Annotated in this window: 20 protein-coding genes and 3 pseudogenes; 15 read left to right on the forward strand and 8 right to left on the reverse strand. The window is 58.5% G+C overall.

What is annotated here, in order from left to right:
- Positions 1 to 73: 73 nt before the first annotated feature.
- Both HU773_RS12200 and HU773_RS12205 read left to right on the forward strand, forming a co-directional pair.
- Positions 74 to 529 (forward strand): tautomerase family protein, encoded by a 456-nt coding sequence (locus HU773_RS12200; protein WP_057959789.1) that lies wholly within the window; start codon positions 74 to 76, stop codon positions 527 to 529.
- 321 nt (positions 530 to 850) lie between these two features.
- Positions 851 to 2,431 (forward strand): sensor domain-containing diguanylate cyclase, encoded by a 1,581-nt coding sequence (locus HU773_RS12205; RefSeq protein WP_169990568.1) that lies wholly within the window; start codon positions 851 to 853, stop codon positions 2,429 to 2,431.
- Between the two features lie 87 nt (positions 2,432 to 2,518).
- On the opposite strand, the gene HU773_RS12210 is transcribed toward HU773_RS12205, so the two are convergent.
- Genes HU773_RS12210 through HU773_RS12220 form a run of 3 tightly spaced genes read right to left on the reverse strand, consistent with a single transcriptional unit; the run spans position 2,519 to position 4,672 of the window.
- Positions 2,519 to 3,139, reverse strand: coding sequence for a LysE family translocator (locus HU773_RS12210; RefSeq protein ID WP_057959787.1), 621 nt, complete (start codon positions 3,137 to 3,139; stop codon positions 2,519 to 2,521).
- Positions 3,140 to 3,191: 52 nt separating this feature from the next.
- On the reverse strand, positions 3,192 to 3,719 hold the full coding sequence (locus tag HU773_RS12215) for a P-loop nucleotide/nucleoside kinase family protein (RefSeq protein ID WP_057959786.1): 528 nt from the start codon (positions 3,717 to 3,719) through the stop codon (positions 3,192 to 3,194).
- A 35-nt stretch (positions 3,720 to 3,754) separates the two neighbouring features.
- Positions 3,755 to 4,672, reverse strand: coding sequence for a LysR family transcriptional regulator (locus HU773_RS12220; RefSeq protein WP_186625851.1), 918 nt, complete (start codon positions 4,670 to 4,672; stop codon positions 3,755 to 3,757).
- A gap of 66 nt (positions 4,673 to 4,738) precedes the next feature.
- Here HU773_RS12220 and HU773_RS12225 point away from each other — a divergent pair, with 66 nt between their 5' ends.
- The 3 genes from HU773_RS12225 to HU773_RS12235 all read left to right on the forward strand — a co-directional run bounded on the left by HU773_RS12225 (position 4,739) and on the right by HU773_RS12235 (position 7,442).
- Entirely contained in the window at positions 4,739 to 5,356 is a 618-nt protein-coding gene (locus tag HU773_RS12225) for a LysE family translocator (RefSeq protein WP_057445077.1), read from the forward strand.
- Positions 5,357 to 5,520: 164 nt separating this feature from the next.
- A complete protein-coding gene (locus HU773_RS12230; RefSeq protein ID WP_128593615.1) occupies positions 5,521 to 6,186 on the forward strand; it encodes a TIGR02466 family protein in 666 nt (221 codons plus the stop codon).
- 161 nt (positions 6,187 to 6,347) lie between these two features.
- Entirely contained in the window at positions 6,348 to 7,442 is a 1,095-nt protein-coding gene (locus HU773_RS12235; RefSeq protein WP_057959782.1) for an alkene reductase, read from the forward strand.
- 46 nt (positions 7,443 to 7,488) lie between these two features.
- Here HU773_RS12235 and HU773_RS12240 read toward each other — a convergent pair whose 3' ends face one another.
- Positions 7,489 to 8,373, reverse strand: a complete 885-nt coding sequence (locus HU773_RS12240; protein ID WP_128593604.1) for a LysR family transcriptional regulator — start codon at positions 8,371 to 8,373, stop codon at positions 7,489 to 7,491.
- 95 nt (positions 8,374 to 8,468) lie between these two features.
- Positions 8,469 to 9,533 carry an SDR family oxidoreductase gene (locus HU773_RS12245; protein WP_186625850.1) on the reverse strand — a complete coding sequence of 355 codons (1,065 nt, stop codon included), beginning with the start codon at positions 9,531 to 9,533 and terminating at the stop codon, positions 8,469 to 8,471.
- Positions 9,534 to 9,606: 73 nt separating this feature from the next.
- On the opposite strand from HU773_RS12245, the gene HU773_RS12250 reads away from it, so the two are divergent.
- The gene (locus HU773_RS12250; RefSeq protein WP_057959779.1) at positions 9,607 to 10,002 is read left to right on the forward strand and encodes a MerR family transcriptional regulator; all 396 of its coding nucleotides are present in this window, start codon (positions 9,607 to 9,609) and stop codon (positions 10,000 to 10,002) included.
- A gap of 202 nt (positions 10,003 to 10,204) precedes the next feature.
- On the forward strand, positions 10,205 to 10,813 hold the full coding sequence (locus HU773_RS12255) for a LysE family translocator (protein WP_057959778.1): 609 nt from the start codon (positions 10,205 to 10,207) through the stop codon (positions 10,811 to 10,813).
- Positions 10,814 to 10,840: 27 nt separating this feature from the next.
- Here HU773_RS12255 and HU773_RS27410 read toward each other — a convergent pair whose 3' ends face one another.
- Together HU773_RS27410 and HU773_RS12265 are read right to left on the reverse strand one after the other, a co-directional pair.
- A complete protein-coding gene (locus HU773_RS27410; RefSeq protein ID WP_225923858.1) occupies positions 10,841 to 11,440 on the reverse strand; it encodes a hypothetical protein in 600 nt (199 codons plus the stop codon).
- Positions 11,427 to 11,570, reverse strand: a complete 144-nt coding sequence (locus HU773_RS12265; RefSeq protein WP_162947681.1) for a hypothetical protein — start codon at positions 11,568 to 11,570, stop codon at positions 11,427 to 11,429. Before HU773_RS12265 ends, HU773_RS27410 begins: the two co-directional genes overlap by 14 nt.
- Positions 11,571 to 11,740: 170 nt before the next feature.
- Here HU773_RS12265 and HU773_RS12270 point away from each other — a divergent pair, with 170 nt between their 5' ends.
- From HU773_RS12270 to HU773_RS12280, 3 genes are all read left to right on the forward strand, one after another.
- Entirely contained in the window at positions 11,741 to 12,415 is a 675-nt protein-coding gene (locus tag HU773_RS12270; protein WP_057441969.1) for a response regulator transcription factor, read from the forward strand.
- On the forward strand, positions 12,408 to 13,727 hold the full coding sequence (locus HU773_RS12275) for a sensor histidine kinase (RefSeq protein ID WP_057441967.1): 1,320 nt from the start codon (positions 12,408 to 12,410) through the stop codon (positions 13,725 to 13,727). The genes HU773_RS12270 and HU773_RS12275 overlap by 8 nt, the downstream gene beginning before the upstream one ends.
- Before the next feature lie 117 nt (positions 13,728 to 13,844).
- Complete coding sequence (locus HU773_RS12280; RefSeq protein ID WP_186625849.1) at positions 13,845 to 13,991, forward strand: hypothetical protein; 147 nt, start codon at positions 13,845 to 13,847, stop codon at positions 13,989 to 13,991.
- A 43-nt stretch (positions 13,992 to 14,034) separates the two neighbouring features.
- Here the strand turns inward: HU773_RS12280 and HU773_RS12285 are convergent, their stop codons facing one another.
- On the reverse strand, positions 14,035 to 14,646 hold the full coding sequence (locus tag HU773_RS12285; protein WP_128593602.1) for a hypothetical protein: 612 nt from the start codon (positions 14,644 to 14,646) through the stop codon (positions 14,035 to 14,037).
- 176 nt (positions 14,647 to 14,822) lie between these two features.
- Between HU773_RS12285 and HU773_RS12290 the strand changes: the two are divergent.
- From HU773_RS12290 to ptsP, 5 genes and pseudogenes are all read left to right on the forward strand, one after another.
- Positions 14,823 to 15,035: pseudogene (locus HU773_RS12290) on the forward strand (DUF4113 domain-containing protein); the annotation flags it as partial.
- 397 nt (positions 15,036 to 15,432) lie between these two features.
- Positions 15,433 to 15,555 (forward strand): annotated as a pseudogene (locus HU773_RS12295) (type VI secretion system contractile sheath small subunit); the annotation flags it as partial.
- 140 nt (positions 15,556 to 15,695) lie between these two features.
- Positions 15,696 to 15,833 (forward strand): annotated as a pseudogene (locus tag HU773_RS27415) (hypothetical protein); the annotation flags it as partial.
- Entirely contained in the window at positions 15,814 to 16,836 is a 1,023-nt protein-coding gene (locus tag HU773_RS12305; protein ID WP_115127493.1) for an SIS domain-containing protein, read from the forward strand. The pseudogene HU773_RS27415 and the gene HU773_RS12305, both read left to right, overlap by 20 nt.
- Positions 16,837 to 16,872: 36 nt before the next feature.
- Positions 16,873 to 19,386 (forward strand): phosphoenolpyruvate--protein phosphotransferase, encoded by a 2,514-nt coding sequence (ptsP, locus tag HU773_RS12310; RefSeq protein ID WP_217883923.1) that lies wholly within the window; start codon positions 16,873 to 16,875, stop codon positions 19,384 to 19,386.
- Positions 19,387 to 19,389: the final 3 nt, after the last annotated feature.

Here is a 19,389-nt window from a genome sequence, read left to right on the forward strand (position 1 = left end):
TCAAATCGGTCGCTGGTTGCGGTGCTCGAGGGTTGGCTTAATAACGCCTCCATTTCATCGAGTGCTAACCCCTATGCCAAATATACTGATCAAGGTGCCTCAAGGTTCTTTTTCTCGCGAACAACGAGTACTGCTGTGCGAAGAGGTGACGAAAGTGGCCAGCGAGGTCGAGCAAGTCGGCGACGATCCCCGTCAACAAAGTCTGTGCTGGGTGCTCATTGATGAAGTGGCCTCTGGCTACTGGACATGTGGTTCAGTGGATATCAGCGCTCACGCCATCCCCTGTATCGTGCAGGTCAGGGTCCCCGGGGGTGTGCTGAATGCGGCCATGCGAAGTGACTATGTGCAGCGTTTGCATCAAGCCGTCACCCGGTCGCAAGCAGCGGACGACCATCGAATCATCATGACCTCGATCATCCTTGATGAAGTCACAGATGGCTTCTGGGCAGCCAACGGAGCGATTTGGCATTTGGCCGATTTCATTCAAGCGGCTGGGTACCGGCATCTGCTGGGGCAGTTGGAGCAGTAAGCCTAACGGGGGCAGATTTATTTCTCGTAGTGGGCTCTGCGAAAATAAATCTGTCCTGTTTTTTGTTCTCGTTAACAGTGTAGGCCGAGTTGCATCAGATGCCCCAATCGCGTGAGCCACGGTGCCTATTTGCTGGCCAGGCCTGTTCATCAGGGCCTGGCCGTTGGTGACTGGGGCTTTTGCATGAGACACTAACCATTGACGTTGCACCATTTAAGATCCTGCAGGTGTTGTCCAATAGCTAGAAGCACTCGGACGTGCATTCTCTACCCGATGGCTGAGACTTCAGCAAATTACACCTGCATATCCTTGGAACACCGAATGCCTTCTCAGCCGAAACCCAGACTGAACCTACGCATCGTACTGCTCACCTTTGCGCTGTTCAGTGCCGCAGTCACTCTTGCCAATACATTCTGGGTAATGTTCAAGATCCAAAAGCGAGAGCTCATTGAAAACGCGCTGGAAGGCAACCGAGCTTACGCTGCTCGTATCGCAGCAGCGGTAGAAGGGGTGTTGAGTTCTGATCTAGACCGCCTTGAATATGGCTCGGCCATCCTTTCAAAGAACTTCTCTGACCGCCAGCTGCTGGCTGTCGAGGCTCGACGGCTGCTTGAGCAAGACAACAGCTTCAACTCAGTGCTGATTGCCAACGCCGACGGCACTATCGTCGCATCTGCGCCAGAGCGGTTGCAGCTAAACGGCCAATCTCTTCAACGCCGTGAACCGCTCGAGCGGCGTAAGCCAATGGTCAGTAATGCATTTCACTCTATCACTGGCAATCTGGTGGTTTTCGTATCCCAGCCGGTCTTCGATGCAAGTGGGCAGTACCTCGGGCTGGTGGGCGGGACTCTCAGGTTGGAGCAGCAGAATACGCTTCAAGCGCTGATGGATTTGAACCGTCGACAAAATGGGGCATATGTCTATCTCGTAGACAGTCAGCGACGTGTGCTCTACCACCCTGACCCGCAACAAATCGGCAGGCTCATTGACCATGATCGGATTGTAGATGCTGCACTGAGTCAGGCTAATGGTTCACTCCAGGCGGTCGACCGGGATGGGAATGAAATGCTTGCGGGTTACGCGGGCATACCCAGCAGCCGTTGGGGCATTGTCTCGCAACAGCCAATGGCCGTTGTTCAGGAAACTTTGAGCGTTACCGCGCTGAAGGTGGCTAAAGGGATCGTGCCACTGGGCCTGCTGGGTTTGCTACTAATATGGTGGGCGGGGTCGAGAATCTCCAACCCGTTGTCCCGCTTGGCGGACAGCGCCGGACGCCTGGACGTGCCGGAAAGCTATGAGCGCATCAGCGCCATCCCTGTGGACTACCTGGAAAGCTGGCAGTTACGTCGGGCACTTTTGCTTAGCGTGAGCCTACTGCAGGAAAAAATCGGCAGGCTCAACCACCAGGCTCAAAGTGATCCACTCACCGGGCTGGCAAACCGTCGCGCAATGCAAGACGCGCTCACGGTGTGGTTGGAGTCGAAGAAGACGATTGCTGTGATTTCCGTGGATATTGATCATTTCAAACGAGTGAACGATACCTTTGGCCACGACGTAGGTGACGAGACGCTCAGATCGGTAGCAGGACTGATGAAACAGAACTCTCGGCCGAGCGATCTGCTTTGCCGTGTAGGGGGGGAGGAGTTCGTTTTGCTGCTTCCCGATAGCTCAATCGCTGCCGCTGTAGACATCGCAGAGCGTTTGCGACTCTCGATCGCATCCACCGCCCTGGAGACTGTTGGTCACATTACTGTCTCGCTGGGGGTTGCGCTCTGGCGATCCGGCGACTCGATGGAGGATGTGTTCCATAAGGCAGATCAATTGCTGTACCGCGCCAAGCAACAGGGGCGTAACCAGGTTGTGGCAGAGCAAGAATCCAGTGCCACCGGGCCAGCGTCCTGACACAGGCCTCGCCCGAGTGTGCGACACACAATGCGTCCGGGGCACTGGTGCAGCTGCTTCGAAAATAAAACGCTCCTGTTTTTAGGATCAGGTACGCCGCGCCATCAATAGAGCCGAGGCAGCCGCAGACAACAAACCGGCACAGCAACGATTAAAAAATTTCTTGCCGCGAGGCTGCGTAAACCAGCGGCGCATATGCAGCCCGATATAGGCATAGGCGCCAATGGCGATCCACTCCAGTATCAGAAACAGCAATCCGAGCAATAGGAACTGAGCGCCAACGTCTGCCGTTGGGTCAACGAATTGAGGTAGGAACGCGGTAAAGATCAGGATGGCTTTGGGGTTGCCGGCAGCGACGAGGAACTCCTGCCTGGCCAGCCCCCACAACCCCGTCCCAGAGGTTTCTGATTCGGCTGCTGCTTGCGGTGCGGCGTTCCACAGCTGATACGCCAGGTAGAAAAGGTACGCCGCGCCGACTATTTTGATCCCGTAGAAGATCAGCTCTGACGTTTGCAACACCACCGCCAGGCCCGCCGAAGCAAGTGCGATCATGATGGCGAATGCCAGCAAGCGCCCCACGCCTGCGATGCAGGCTGTGCGATATCCGTAGCGCGTTGCATTGCTGATGGACAGCAGGTTGTTGGGCCCCGGCGCCATATTCAGTGCAAAGCAGGCGGGCAGGAATAATGCGAGTGTTGCAACGTCCATATGCCTCTCCAGACCATTTTGCATAAATCCTACATTTGCAGCCCTGTCGATGTCATTGCTCGCTAATCACACCTTCTCCCCTGGGCAGGAATTGGTTTGTGATCATCGACACCGCTTGCGCCGGTGAAGCCAGGGCAGTGTCTATGCAAAACGGGGCGGGGTCCCACGCTTCATATTCATGATTGAGTACCGACTGCCAGGTGGGTGGCGTCAGCCCCGGAATATCCACCCTCCGTGTTTCTACCCGTCGCTGATGTTCATTTTTATCAGAGCAAATCACTTGGATATTGACTAGCCGAACACCGGCCTTTGAGGCGGTTTCGCTCCAGGCTACTCGACTTTCGCTTACCGGGTTTACACAGTCGGCGATGACGGTGCGGCCTAGCAGGAGATTGCTCAGTGCAAGCTCATTAGCGACCACGTAACCACTGCGTCCCACGTCTTGGGCAAGCGTTCCGGAGTTTCGGATTGCTTGCTCAATGGTATCGATGCGCAGGTAGACGGCGCCTGTCGTCGCGGCGAGGTCCTTGGCGAGAGTGGTTTTTCCGGTGCCGGGAAGGCCGCTGAATACGATAAGCACTGTCTGTCCTTCGCTGGGTGAATGTTGCCTGGCATTTAGGATCGCTCCTGCAACCAGTTAAGTAACGCCATTTCCATGCTGCCTGGCTTGGGGGCTGCCGGCGATAGCAGGCAGTACCGCGAGCCATCTTCAACAAACCCCAATGGCGCGGCTAATACACCGCTTTCGATATCGTCGCGCACCAGGTGCCACGGACCAATGGCTACTCCAAGGCCTGCAACCGCTGCCTGGATGCTGAAGTAAAAGTGCTCAAAGGATTGCATTTCCATGGTCGGAGTGGGCAGGCCTTTTGCGTTGGCCCACTCTTGCCAAGCCGTAGGCCGGCTAGTCGTCTGTAGGCGCGGGGCCGAGGCGAGCAGGGATTTGCGGTTTTTACCAAACCACTCAGCTACTTTGTCCGGCCGGCATACAGGGCCGACCCTCTCTGGGAATAGTGTCTCGGCATGGTAGTCGGGAGGCCGTGGGAAATCGTCCCGCCGTATGGCCAGGTCGATGCCCTGGTTGAATGAGAAGGGGCCACCGCCGGCAACCAGGTGAATGTCCAGCCCTTGATGATGTGTTTGGAAGTCGCTCCAGCGAGGGATCAACCAACGCATCAGCAGCGTTGGCTCGCAGGATAAGACAAGCCGGCGCGCTCGACGGGCGTCGCTGCGTATCCCGCGCACGGCCTGGTTCATCACCCCGAGCCCTTCACTGACGGCTTTTGCCAGGCGTCTTCCGGCCTCCGTTAAAAACACCCTTCGGCTGCGTCGCTCGAACAGGTCAACGCCCAAATCCTCCTCCAGCAGGCGCACTGCGCGGCTAATGGCGCCGGGCGTCAGGTGCAGTTCGTCAGCCGCACGGGCGAAGTTTTCCAGGCGTGCGGCGGATTCGAAGCAGCGCAATGCAAGCAGGGAGGGCATGCGCGTCTCAGAAATCAGTGAGTTGTAGTCACTATTTTCTTCAGAAATCATCGTTATTACCCAAGCAGAGGATCTGCAAATATTGCCTTACACAACCAATAATTCAAAGGCTACAACATGGGCGAATGGATAGCAGTAATCACCATCACACTCCTTGCATGCATCAGTCCAGGGCCGGACTTCGCCATGGTGTCTCGTAACGGCTTGCTCCTGTCCCGGCGGGCAGGTGTGCTCACCGCTGTGGGAATCGGCCTGGGGGTGCTGGTTCATGTGGGCTACACGCTGCTCGGATTAGGGTTGGTGCTGCAACAGACTCCTTGGTTGTTCAATGCGTTGAAGCTGGCTGGAGCGGCATATCTGGTCTACTTGGGGATCAAGATGCTGCGTTCCCGGCCTGCGACTGAACAGCTGGACGCGCCACCTGCCGCGATGTCTGACCTGGAAGCGTTGCGTACCGGGTTTCTCACGAATGCGTTGAACCCCAAGACATCGATTTTTATCGTCAGTCTGTTTATGGGGGTAGTACGACCGGACACCGCGTTGACCGTGCAAATGGCCTATGGGCTATTTATCGCGGGGGCGCATGTGCTGTGGTTCAGCCTTATTGCGCTGTGCTTTTCCGCTGGGAGGGTGCGCGAAAAACTGATGGCTGCACGACAATGGATTGACCGGGCTTTTGGCGCCTTGCTGGTGAGCTTCGGGATACTGCTGGTAATCACTCAGTATTCAGCTTGAGTGTGTCGGTGGGGGCTTATATGGACTGAGGTTGAATTCGACTTTTCGGCAACTTGATAGGGTGTGGTTAACTAATGCCCAGTAAATTTTAACAAAGGTTTACAGCTGTTATTTAGTTCGTCCGGTAAGGTTTTTGCAACTAGCGCAACTTGGTCAGCATCGCAATGCACTCCAGTAATAACCCGCTAAACCCTGAACTGATAAACATCAGACGGCTGTTTGCAACTCCCCTGGCCAGTCTCCAGTACCCCGATGCAGAAAAACTCAATACAGAGCTGAAAACCCTGATCACTTGTCGCATGGCGGACGATCTGGGCGGCACGCAGCGCAGTAATGACGGCGGCTGGCAGTCGGCGAGCGACTTCCCGGAATGGGGCGGGCAGGCCTGCGATGCGTTGGTTGGCTTTGCCACCGAGTTCGCCACTCAACTGACGGCGGTGCATAGCGAGCAGTACGGCTTAACTGAGCCGAGTTTTGCATGGAAACTCAATGCCTGGGCAAACGTTAACCAGGCAGGGCACAGCAATGCGTTGCATGGCCACCCGGGGGCATTCTGGTCGGGGGTTTATTGGGTGGATGCCGGCGGGCGAGAGGAAGATCCGGCTGTTGGCGGTGACCTTGAGTTTATCGACCCCCGCGGGATGGTTGCATCGATCTACAATCCTGCGCTGCGCATGAGGGTGGAAGATTGTGTTACTGCTGGCTTTAGTACGACTTATGCCGCTACCAGTGGAACGTTCATTATGTTTCCGTCGTGGCTGATGCATTCCGTAAGACGTTTTGAAGGCGCGCGTCCGCGCATTTCTATTGCCTTTAATTTTGGCGCCTGAGTTGCCGACCGTCTTTTGATCATGCGGGCTTTGCGTCTGCCTACCATCGCATTATCCGGATTAACCGGAATATGTTTCCCGAACTGAGTCGATTATCAAGAAATCCCCTCGCAGATACGCTGTGGTCATTGGCACCACCGACTATCTACGAGGAGACACCGATGTCCACACTCTTTACCCCAGGCGTTGTTGGTCAACTGAGCACGCCCAACCGTGTCGTCATGGCGCCCATGACTCGCTCGCGCAGCACCCAGCCTGGCGATGTGCCGAACGCTATGAACGCGGTGTACTACGCGCAGCGGGCGTCGGCTGCGTTCATTGTGACTGAAGCCACGCAGATCTCGCCCCAGGGCAAGGGTTATTCATTCACCCCAGGGATTTACAGTGACGAACAGGTCGCCGGCTGGCGCCTGGTGACCGATGCGGTGCATGCCGCTGGCGGACGAATTTTCCTGCAGTTGTGGCATGTAGGGCGCATGTCGCACCCCGACTTCCACAATGGCGAATTACCGGTCGCGCCGTCTGCAATTGCGTTTGATGGCAGCATCTGGAAAGTAGATTCTGCGTCGGGTGTCGGCAGTATGGCCCCGTGCCCGACACCACGGGCACTGGAGCGCGCCGAAATCCACGCCATCGTCGACGATTATCGTAAGGCTGCGCGTAATGCCATGACGGCAGGTTTCGACGGTGTCGAAGTGCATGGGGCCAACGGCTACCTGATCGACCAGTTCCTGCGCACCACGTCGAACACGCGTACGGATGAGTACGGCGGATCGCGCGAGAACCGTCTGCGCTTTCTCAGGGAAGTCATGGATGCGGTAATTGATGAAGTGGGGGCCGATCGCACAGCCATCCGGGTTGCGCCGTTTCTTACGGCGCGTGGCATGGCTTGCCCGGACATTCTGCCGACGTTGCTGGAAGCGACCCGCTATTTGCAGGGCAAAAATATTGCGTATCTGCACCTGGTCGAAGCGGACTGGGATGATGCCCCCAAGTTTCCCGAAGACTTCCGCCAGGCCGTGCGCGAGCGCTTTCGTAATGCGATTGTGGTGGCCGGTAAGTACGACCTGGAACTTGCTGAGTGGGTCCTGGAAAAAGGCTACGCAGACTTTATCGCCTTTGGACGCAAGTTTGTGGCCAACCCGGATCTGCCACTGCGGCTGGAGAAGGGTTACCCGTTAGCCGGTCTGGAAGGCGCTGAGTTGTTTGGCGGTACCGAACGTGGTTACTCGGACTTTGCCGCCTGGGCTCAGTAGGGCTGAAAGCGGTAGGTCAGGTCCAAAGAATCTCCTTGGGGCGCGCTCAGGTCGCCAGCTTCAAGGAGATTTCGTCCATCAGCAGTTTGACCCGGCGCGGCATTGCGTGGCCGGAAGGGTAGACAATCTGCAAGTCCACGCCCGGCAGGGAGTAGGTCTCCAGCACCTCGACCAGTCGGCCGGCGTCCAAGTCATCACGTACATCGATGTAGGACTTGATACAGATGCCGTGGCCGGCCAGGCACCACTGGCGCACCTGATCGCCATCATTGGCAATACGCCTGCCCGACACCAGCACCTTGAACGTACGGCCAGCGGCGCGGAACTGCCATTCACGGTGGATGCTGCTGCCAAAGCGCATCAGGATGCACTGTTGCTGCGCCAGGTCCGATGGGTGTTGGGGCGTGCCATGGGCCTTGAGATAGGCGGGGGATGCACACACGACCCTACGGCCCTCGCTGAGTTTTCTGACGCGCAGGGTGCTGTCGGACAGGGCGCCATATCGAATGGCGAAATCAATCCCTTGCCCCGCGAGATCCAGGTAGCCATCGGTCAGGTTCAGGTCGAGGCTGACATTGGGATGCTCCTGCAGAAAATCATCGAGGATGGGCACGATGCGGTTGCGGCCCAGGTCGACGGGGGCGCTCAGGCGTATCAGCCCCGAGATTCGTTCGGTGCCCAGTTTGATAGTGCTCTCGATGTCTTCAGCTTCTGCGAGCAGGCGCCGGGCGCCCTCCATCAGCGTCCGCCCTTCGTCCGTCAGGCTGATTGAGCGGGTCGTACGGGTCAGTAGGGTCGCGCCGTAGTGCCTTTCCAAGGCCCCGAGCCGCCCCGACACAGACGTGGACGAAAGCCCGACCTCGCGGCCTGCCGCCGACAATCCGCCTTTCTCGACAATCAACAAAAACAGCGCGAGGTTCTCGAAGAGCATTATCCGGATTTCCCTGAATATGATTGTGCTTTGGGCTGGATTCTACGCCAGCACTCAACAGTGCTCATGTCATTTGTTGGGGGGCAAAACCTCCTTCAGTTCAGAAGTCCATGCCTGACGAATCGCGCAGTTTTCTCCAGCGTTAATGCCAAATCAGCATGCTTGAGCTGATATCGGCTTTCCAGCTTGCGGCTATGAGTCATGTCGAATCGCTCGGTGCGGATGAAGTTCAGGGATTCCGGGCTAGTGCCAAAGTGCGTAGCCACGCCCGGTATTTTCAGCAGCCATCTGAGTGGGCCCAGTGGTAGGTGGCGGCGGGGAGTCTGCACTTCCAGGGTGTGGGCGATGTGTGTGACCAGTCCTTGCAGATTTGGGCTGAGCTCGTCCAGTGCCAGGGCCTGTTGATTTGCCATTGCCGGGTCGAATGCCGCCGCGACCATCAACGCCACCAGGTAATCGACACTGACCAATGGCAGCCAGTGGCGGGTTGATCCAGGAATCGCCGTCAACTTGCCCGTCGCCAGGTTGCGAATCAGCTCTGCTACCGGCTGACCAGCCAGGATATGCCCGCTCTCGCTATGCCCGCAGACCGTTGCCGGGTGCACGATGGTGTAGTCGGCCCGTTGCGCCTGCATGTAGCGAATGACCGCAAAATGCGCTTCCAGCTTACTTGCCTCGTACCCACCCACACGCCTGTACACGGCGGGCCAATCGCTGTGTTCTGGACGTTGCTGATCAATGCCAATGCTGGTCAAGTGCGCGGTGTTTTGCAGCATGTAGCCTCCCACCATCAGCAGCCGACTGTGTTGGCTTGCCGATAACCGGGCAACCTCCAGAGCACCTTTGACGTTGACCGCGCGGGCTTGCTCCATAGACAGGCCCCAGGCGAACTGGGCGGCGACGTGGAATACCACGCGGGCTGAGGCAATACGCTGGCGGTCAGTCGCGTTCAGCCCCAGGTTCGGGTGATTGAGGTCGCCTTGAACGGCCTGAATGCGCGAGGGTTCTCCCCCCAGTAGGCGCACCTGCTCCCTGAGCGTTTCAAGGTTTGCGGCGTGGCGCATCAGCACCCAGGCCTCGTGCCCTGTAGCGCTCAGGTGGGCCAGCAAATGCTGCCCGATAAATCCGCTGCCGCCGGTGACAAAACATTGAGTACTCATGGCGCATTCCTTGGTTGGATAAGGTGCGCAGGCTAAACTGTGGAGCTACCTCTACAGTCAAGGAAAATTTACCGTGAAAGTCGCAGAGCTTGAGCGTAGGAGCGGCCTTGGGCGCCATACCTTGCGGTATTACGAGGCGCTGGGGCTGATCACCGTGCAGCGGGGAGCCAATAACTACCGCGTTTACAGTGAGCAGACGGCACTGGACCTGGCGTTTATTCAGATGGCGCAGAAGATGGGGTTTTCCCTGGCTGAAGTCGGCGAAATCCTCGAAGCCAAGCGGCAAAGTACGATTGACTGTGCCCAGGGCGCTGCGTTGGTGGCCGACAAAATGGCTGAGATTCAACTCAAGATCGGTCATCTCAAAACGTTGCATGGCTTTCTTGACGCCGAGCGTCTGCGGCTTGAGGCCAGTGCCATCGCGCTGGGGCAAACAGTCACCTATCGGCAAGTGCCAAGTCCGGTTTAAGCGTCAATTGTTTCGTATTTGCTGTCAGGCTTTGGCGAAGTTGTCATCGTGCTGGGGGCTGTGCCGCCATCGCAGCCTCGCCGGGCTCGACAGCTCCCACCCTTGATGAATTGTATCTCTCGATCTGCCCCTAGCTGTACGGGGCGAGGCGCGGCATAACCCTCTACTGTCAAGGCGACAATAATTCGCCGGATGACGCACCATGTTCATGTCCACCAGCTTGCTATCGGCCTTCGCGCTGTTTGCCTTCGTGTCTTCGATCACCCCTGGCCCCAATAACACCATGCTGTTGGCGTCGGGGGTGAACTTCGGTTTTCGCCGCTCGATTCCCCATGCCCTGGGGATCAGCGTGGGCTTTATGTTGTTGGTGATTTCGGTCGGCCTGGGCCTGGGGGAGGTGTTCAAGGCGTTGCCATGGGCGTACACCGCGTTGCGCTATATCGGGGCGGCTTACTTGCTGTACCTGGCGTGGAAGATAGCGACCTCCAGCGCAATGTCGGACGACACCGACGGCAAGCGCAAACCCATGACCTTTCTCGCCGCTGCGGTGTTCCAGTGGGTCAACCCCAAGGCCTGGGTCATGGCATTGGGCGCGATCACCACCTATACGCCGGCTGAAGGCTACTTCACTAACGTGCTGGTCATCGCCGTGGTGTTTGCCGTGGTCAACCTGCCGAGTGTGTGCGTGTGGGCGGGGTGTGGCACCGGCTTGCGCAATGTCCTGCGTGAGCCCCGCTGGTTGAAGCTGTTCAACGGGTCGATGGCGGGGCTGTTGGTGCTGTCGTTGTACCCGATGTTTTTTGCCGGCTAAAGAGTCCAGGCTTTTACGGGCCGGGGCTCAAACCGGTGAGATCGTGGCCAGCAGGCCAATGCCAACGGTCAGTGCCAGAAACCCTAAAAGAAAAAATGCCATCTTAGCCATGGGGCCTCCAAAAGGAAGAAGGGCGGCCGGGGAGTTCCTGCCGATGAGCCATTGTCCGGGTTGTGCACTGTTCGGTACAGATGCAGGTGTTAAAGAAAAAAGCATATCAGATGTGCCTGGCAGGCTGGCGTGCCGGGGTTTCGGCCGGGGCCTGGAGGTGCTGATCAGACTGTTGGAGGTCATTCTGCGCAGGCCTTCAACGGCAGGCAGGATGTATTTGAGCCATTGCTCGCGGGGTGTGCCTGGTACGTCCTGTGGCTGATCAGTGCTCGTCGATTCAAGGTCATCGGCGGGGTAGCAGTCATCACTGCTGCGCCTGCCGTCGGGGTACACAATAAACCCCCCGCGCCCGTTGCCACATTGGTGCAGATACACCGGCGACAGTTCTCGCTGCTTATCAATGCGCGCATTCAAATGAACGATGTAGCTACCCATCGCAATCGACACACCCACAATCAGCCCCAGGCATATCAGCACCTGCCAGCTGTAACTGGCGCCTACGTTATCGGAACGCACTGGCGACACAGCACGCAGCTGCCTGCTCGAGATGCTCGCCCACCAGAAACCGGCTGCCGCCTCCCAGGTTGACCAATTGCCCGCGAGACGGCAGGACGCTGGCCATCAGGCCGAATAGAATCAAAGCCAACAGGACTCTTTTAACCATCGAGTAAAGGTTCATGACGGTGATGAGCTCAGGATAGGAAGAGCCCCAGCTTAGAGAGTGCCGGGTTAACGCGAGGTAAACATCCACGGGAAATGCCCGACTTCCGTTATCCTTCAACCCTCTGCGCAACACCTGTCCGAGGGGACTTTTCCGTGCATATTCACCTGCTGCTGGTCGAGGACAACCTTGACCTGGCCACGACCATCATCGAGTACCTGGAAATCAGCGGCATGGTCTGCGACCACGTCACTAACGGCCAGGCCGGCCTTAACCTGGCACTCGACCAGCATTACGACGTGATTCTCCTGGACATCATGTTGCCGCGCCTGGACGGCCAGCAAGTGTGCGAACGGCTACGCCAGCAAGGCAGCCAGACGCCGATCCTGATGCTCACTTCACTGGACGCGCTCCCTGACAAACTCGCCAGCTTTGCGGCGGGGGCCGACGACTATCTGGTCAAACCCTTCGAGCTGGCCGAACTGGTCGCCAGGATTCGCGCCCTGAGCGTGCGCCGCAGTGGCCAGACCAGCCGCCTGCAGGTGGACGACCTGGTCATGGAGCTGACCACCCGCAAAGTCAGCCGCGCCGGGCAGGAGCTGCATTTGTCGCCCATTTGCTGGACCCTGCTGGAGTACCTGATGCGCGCCAGCCCTGAACTCGTGCCCCGGGAGCGCCTGGAAACCACGATCTGGGGCGATGAGCCGCCGGACAGCAACACGCTTAAAGTCCACATGCACCGGCTGCGCAAGGCGGTAGACAAACCCTTTGACCGGCCGCTGATCCACACCCTGCCTGGGGTCGGGGTTCAGGTGAAGCCCCATGCGTAACCGCCTGAGTCTGAAGTGGGTGATCAGTGGCAGCTTCCTGTTCCTGATTGCTGTGGTGTTACTGATCTACAGCCAACTGCTGCCGGTATACACCGTGCGTGGCCTGCTCTACACCGCCAGCGCAATGATGGAAGAAGAGGCTCAGTATTTCGTCAGGCATTACAAGAAGGATCCGACCACGCCACCGCCGCGCAACTACTTCTTCGAAGCCGTTATCGGCAAGGAAGCCTTGCCGGCGAGCGTGCGCCAACTGCTCGAGGCACCGCCGAGCATGTCCTTCGGTGCCGTTCAGGTCTTCGGTGATACAGACTCCGATGATGACGATGCTGAGATCCGGGCAGTCCTCACCCAGCCCCTGGGTGACGGCAAGACCCTTTATATGTATGACATTGACCATGATCACGAAGAGGGCGGTGAGGTCGAGACGCCGCTGTCCGATGCCTACTTTGATCAGGTACTGCAGGGCGTCGTGTTTGTCAGCCTGGCGGTGTTCGTGCCGGCGCTGATCATTATCGCCCTGTTGGTCTGGTGGCTGGTGCGGCCGCTCGGACGCCTGGCCCAATGGTCCAGTACCCTGAACAACCCGGATGCCCGGGCCGGCGAGCGCCCGGATTTCAGCTTCAAGGAGTTCAATACCCTGGCCGATGCGCTGGCCCAGAGTGTTGAGCAAGTACAAGCTGCCAGCCAGCGTGAAGGCCGCCTGTTGCGCTACACCAGCCATGAACTGCGAACCCCATTGGCGGTGCTCAAGGCCAATATAGAACTGTTGACCCTGCAGGCCGGCGGTGTCTTGCCATCTTCCCTGCAGCGCATTGAGCGCTCGGTGTTGAACATGCAACTTATCGCCGAGACCTTGCTGTGGATGAGCCGCGAACGCCCAGAACCATTGCCTGAGGAAGATATAGACCTGAGCGCGTTGGTCGGCGAGCTGATTGACAAACATCGCTACCTGATCGGCAATCGGGATATCGAGCTGCTTGTCGACATCCACAGCGAACCCTGCCGACTCCCCCCCACCGCGTGCCGCATCGTGATCGGTAACTTCCTGCGCAACGCCCTGCAATACGCGGAAGAGGGCCAGGTAGAAATCAGCTTCAACTACCCGCGCCTGGTAATTGCCAACCACATCAGGGAGGCCAAGCCGAGGGAGGAGTCCAGCGATTACGGCTACGGCCTGGGGCTGCAGTTGATGCGTCAGTTATGTGCAAAATTGGGCTGGCAGATTGATGTAATTCTGGAGCAGCAGCGTTTTACCGTCGCTCTGGAGTTCACCAGCTTGCAGGGTGTTGGGGTGCCGGGGGGAAGAGGGTGAACAGTATTGGGTCGACAGGTGGCGTTTTGCGCAAACTGATTGTTGTACCCAAGCTCGGTTTTTCGTGCAGTTTTCCTGTCATTGCGGGTGATGGCAGGCCGGTCAAAGTCTCGGCCTTTGGAGCTGCGTTTCATCTGCAACCTGAACCTGCAGAACAAGGCTGATGCCTGCTCGCTGCTGCGTGACATCTCGGCGATCTACCGGGGCATGACTGACTGGGCCCAGGGCCAGTTGTTCACCCTGTCGGATAGGGGGAGGGGATAGTTTACAGCTCCCTAAAATATTAACCCCCTGCCTAAGAACACCATTAAATTTTTGTGCCTATTATGACTATGCCGTTATGAGTGCTGGTTTTGTAAACGCTTACCTGTCCAGTATTGTCGATAACGTTTGATCGGCATATTTTTATTTCTTTATTCAGTTCTGGCTCGAAGAATTCAATCCCACTACAGCTTCTTCTGCCGCCTGAGGTTTTTTTATAGGCAGTCGTGTAGCTGCTTTGAGTTCCAGTGGAAAGGTAGATTGAAAGTGAAAATGGAATGACTAATATAAGCATGCACACTATAAGTGCGGCTATTGGCGTGCAGATAATGATTTTTATGTTTTTGAGAGTGTTGCCTGGTGTGATGTTTGATTTAAATAATAACATGCCCAGCGAAGTTATGATTGCTAGTACTGATGAGGCGATAAGGTAGCTTTGTTGTAGATCTGGCTTGAAGAAGGTTCTGGAGTAAATATGGCTATGCCATGTAACAAGCAAGGAAGCAGAGAGCAGCGTTCCAAAAATCAAAGGCACCAGATAACGATACGAGTTCTTGTTCAAATTTGCTCCTTTGTCTTTATCTTGAGGTCGCCGATTGTAGGCAATATCAACGCCTACGACCAAGGATTGATCGCGCTGCGGGCGTGCCAGGCGCATGTCAGGGCTTCAGAGTCGGCCCTTTGTTCCTGACGTTGCCCACGGCCTGCTTACCCTGGCGCAACACCCTCTGCTCGGCACGCTTCTTGAGCGTGACCGGGTCTAGCCTTTCCCGTGCGCCGGATACCGAGAAAATCAAATGAGCCGGCACGAGGACAGCCTGCCTCAATGACTGAGGCCAGTACACCGAAGATTTGTTTGCAGTGTCGCAACCTGTAAACGTGTCCAGGGTGATGAGCGTGCTGGATCAGATTAATGGTTGTTGGGGCCGGGGCTCGTTGCGTTCAGCCAGAGTGCCGGCGAATCCTGACGGGGCGATGCGGCGGGAGCTTATGAGTCAGAGCTATACGACAAGACTTGATCAGCTTTGGTCGGTGTCTTGCAGGTAGTTGAAGGTATCCGATGATCAGTAATTGCCTGCCAGTCAGTAACTGTTACCTATGTGCGTGAACTGATTTGTAACCCATGTGGGTGAGTCATGCCCCTCCTACAAGTGCGGAGCGGGTTCCCGAATGTTAATCAGTTTATTTGTAGGATAATTCCTGATTTTTGTTCTGAATGATCCCTGGCGCGCTGTGAAGGCTAGTAATCACCATTTGAAATTATTCACCATGGTCTTGGCCGGGCAAAAGCGAGCAACGTGTAAGCGCTTTATGCCCTCTTTAGGAATGGAACTTATGTGTTATGGCGGGTGTGCTATTTGACGCGTCGGCTATATGCACTGGTTTCAGTATTGGTTTCGCTTTAGCACTTGCTGCTGCAAAAAAGCCTGGAGGGGAGGGGGGTATGGCTTCAAATAGTTTCCAAAATGAAGTGCCAAAGACTCGGATCAATATAACGCTAGACCTGCACGCCGGTAGTGCTCAGAAGAAAGTCGAATTGCCACTGAAACTAATGGTCATGGGTGATTAATGGTGAGGAATAGCGAAAAGTTAATCCTCACAAAACCAACTTTGACAGCGTCCTCCGTGGTGCGTGCCCCGCAGCACATCCAGGCAATCAACGCCTCAGATGAGTCCGCCAAGCTGGTGGGCTTCGCTCCCGGCACCGCCAGCATGCCCGACGGCGAATACAAGCTGGGCAGCCACACCGTGTCCAAATGCCTGGGCGGCGTGCGCCTGGACCGCTCCCTGCACCTCACCGACGTAATGGTCGAAGGAGAAACCATTGACTTCAAAAATGCTTGAAGAGGCCCTGTCCTCCTGTGAGGCCGTCGCGGCCCAACTGCAATGCCTCGACCCGCTGCTGGCCGAGGTCGCCGGCCGCCTGCGCCGCCAGCCGCCGCAAGTGGCGATGACCGTCGCCCGTGGCAGTTCGGACCACGCCGCCAGCTACTTCGCCTACCTGACCATGCAGCATGTGGGCGTTCCCGTGGCGTCGCTGCCGATGTCGGTGGTGACCCTGGCGCAGGCGCCACTGAAGGTCAGCGGCCAGGCGGCCTTCGGCTTCTCTCAGTCGGGGCAGAGCCCGGACCTGGTCAACAGCCTGCGCCTGCTGCGCAAGCGCGGGGCCTTGAGTGTGTCGATGGTCAACGCCGAAGACTCGCCCCTGGAAGCCGCCTGCGAATTCCATGTGCCGCTGTGCGCCGGCCCCGAGCGTAGCGTGGCCGCGACCAAGAGTTTTATCGCCACCTTGAGCGCCAGCGCCCAGTTGGTCGGGCACTGGAACCAGGAAGACGGCCTGCTCGAAGCTTGCCACGCCCTGCCTGCCGGCCTGCGCGAAGCGGCGACCCAGGATTGGAGCCTGGCCATCGACGCCCTGCGCGACTGCCAGCGCCTGATGGTCATCGGCCGTGGCGCCGGGTTTGCCATCGCCCAGGAAGCCGCGCTCAAGCTCAAGGAAACCTCGGCGATCCAGGCCGAAGCCTTCAGCAGCGCCGAAGTGCGCCACGGGCCGATGGCCTTGATCGACGATAACTACCCGTTGCTGGTGTTCGCCCCACGCGGCGCCGAACAGCCGGGCCTGCTGAGCCTGGCCACAGAAATGCGCCAGCGCGGGGCTCGGGTGCTGCTGGCCGCGCCCGACGATATCGCCGAACGCGACCTGACCCTCAGCCGCGCCGAACACCCGGCCCTGGACCCGATCCTGGCAATCCAGAGCTTCTACGTGATGGCCGCCGGCCTGGCGCAGGCCCGGGGCATGGACCCGGACCAGCCCCGCCACCTGAGCAAAGTCACTCGCACCCACTGAGTTGATTTCTGTCGTTTCCTGATGAGTACCGTGCCCATGCCCGACAATAATAATGACCTCACCCTCAGCGCCCCCCTCAGCGGGCCAGTGCTGACCCTGGGCAATGTGCCTGACGACGTGTTCGCCAGTGGCGCCATGGGCGACGGGATTGCCATCGACCCCCTCAACGATTGCCTGCATGCGCCGTGTGCCGGGGTCGTGATCCACGTTGCCCGTACCGGCCACGCCCTGACTATCCGCGCCGACAATGGCGCCGAGGTGCTGCTGCATGTGGGCATCGACACCGTCGAACTGCAAGGCGAAGGCTTTGCCTTGCTGGTCCAGCAAGGCGCACGGGTCAGCAATGGGCAGCCCCTGGTGCGCTTTGACCTGGATCGCATCGCCCGCCAGTGCAAAAGCCTGGTCAGCCTGATCATCCTCACTAACGGTGAGCAGTTCGAACTGCGCCCCGTGGCCGTGAACGCCGTCAAGGTCGGCGAAGCCCTGCTGCGCATCGTTGCGCGTCAGGCTGGCGTCGTGCAGCCCGTGATGGCCGACACCGCCGAGGCGCACGCCAGTGCCAGCGTGCGCATTACCCACCGTGGCGGTTTGCATGCACGGCCGGCGGCATTAGTGCGCAAGGCTGCGCAGGGTTTCAGTAGCCAGGTGCAGTTGCATTTCGGCGACAAGTCAGCGTCGTGCGACAGCCTGATCGGCTTGATGAGCCTGGGCATTGGCGAAGGTGATGAAGTCCGTGTGAACTGTGTCGGAAAGGATGCCGACGCGGCGCTGCAGGCGTTGGTCGCGGCCTTATCCGTCGTCATTAAAGAAGAACACCACGCCCCGGCCATCGTCGCTCCACGCCGGGCAAACAGTGAAGCCGGTGTGCTGCAAGGTGTGTGTGCTGCGCCGGGACTGGTCTACGGGCCGTTGTTTCACCTGACCGGTATCGAACTGCCGGCCGACACCGGCAACCATTCCGCCGACGAACAACTGCAACGCCTGGACGCAGCGTTGGAGCAAGTGCGCAGCGAAATCCGCACGACACTGAAGCATGCCCGCCAGCGTAAGAGCGTCCAGGAAGAGGAGATCTTCGCGGCGCATCTCGCCTTGCTGGAGGACCCAACACTGCTGGAGGCGGCTACCGGCGCCATCGAAAACGGCAGCGCCGCCACCCACGCCTGGCACGATGCAATCCAGGCGCAATGTGGGGTGTTGCTGGCCTTGGGCAAACCACTGTTCGCCGAGCGTTCAAACGATCTACGGGATCTGCAACAACGCGTATTGCGAGCTTTGCAAGGTGAAGCCTGGCACTTCGGATTGCCTGCCGGCGCGATCGTCAGCGCCCACGAGTTGACGCCGTCTGACCTGCTGCAATTGAGTGCCCAGCAGGCTGCCGGCCTCTGTATGGCCGAAGGCGGTGCGACTTCCCATGTGGCGATTCTGGCTCGTGGCAAAGGCTTGCCGTGTGTGGTAGCGCTGGGCGCCGAAGTACTCGATGTTCCCCAAGGCCAACGGGTGGTGCTCGACGCCGTCAACGGTCGCCTGGAACTGGAACCCACCGAAGCGCGCCGCGCCGAAGTGCACCAGATTCGCGACGCACAGAAGCTGCGTCGCCAACAGCAACAGGCCCAGGCCCAACAGCCGGCGAACACCATTGATGGCACGACCATCGAAGTGGCCGCCAACGTCGCCTCCAGCGCCGAAGCCCAGGTTGCTTTTGAAAGCGGCGCCGATGGCGTGGGCCTGCTGCGCACCGAATTCCTCTTCGTCGACCGCCGCACCGCGCCAGATGAGCAGGAACAGCGCCAGGCCTACCAAGCCGTGCTGGATGCCATGGGCGACAAGTCCGTGATTATCCGCACCATCGATGTGGGCGGCGATAAGCAGCTTGATTATCTGCCGCTGCCGATTGAAACCAACCCGGTGCTGGGCTTGCGCGGTATTCGCCTGGCTCAGGTCCGCCCTGAGGTGCTCGACCAGCAATTGCGTGCTCTGCTGCAGGTAAGCCCGCTGGCGCGTTGCCGCATCCTGCTGCCGATGGTCAGCGAAGTCGACGAGCTGCTGCACATCCGCCAGCGCTTCGATGAGCTGTGCGCAGAGCTGGAACTGACCCAGCGCCCCGAACTGGGAGTGATGATCGAAGTGCCCGCCGCTGCGTTGATGGCCGAGCAACTGGCCAGGCACGCGGACTTCCTGTCCATTGGCACCAATGACCTGTCCCAGTACACCCTGGCCATGGACCGCGACCACGCCGGCCTCGCCGCGCGGGTCGATGCGTTGCACCCGGCGCTGCTGCGCCTGATCGCCCAGACCTGCAGCGGCGCGGCTAAACACGGGCGTTGGGTCGGTGTGTGCGGTGCCCTCGCTTCCGACCCGCTGGCTACGCCGGTGCTGGTCGGTCTGGGCGTCAGCGAGCTGTCGGTGAGCCCGCCGCAGATCGGTGAAATCAAGGACCGCGTCCGCCACCTGGACGCGGCGCAATGCCGGCAACTGAGCCAAGGCCTGCTCGACCTGAGCAGTGCCAAAGCCGTCCGCCAAGCCTGTCAACACCACTGGCCGCTGAGCTGATAA

It is taken from the genome of Pseudomonas shahriarae (assembly GCF_014268455.2).
GTDB classification, from domain to species: domain Bacteria; phylum Pseudomonadota; class Gammaproteobacteria; order Pseudomonadales; family Pseudomonadaceae; genus Aquipseudomonas; species Aquipseudomonas shahriarae.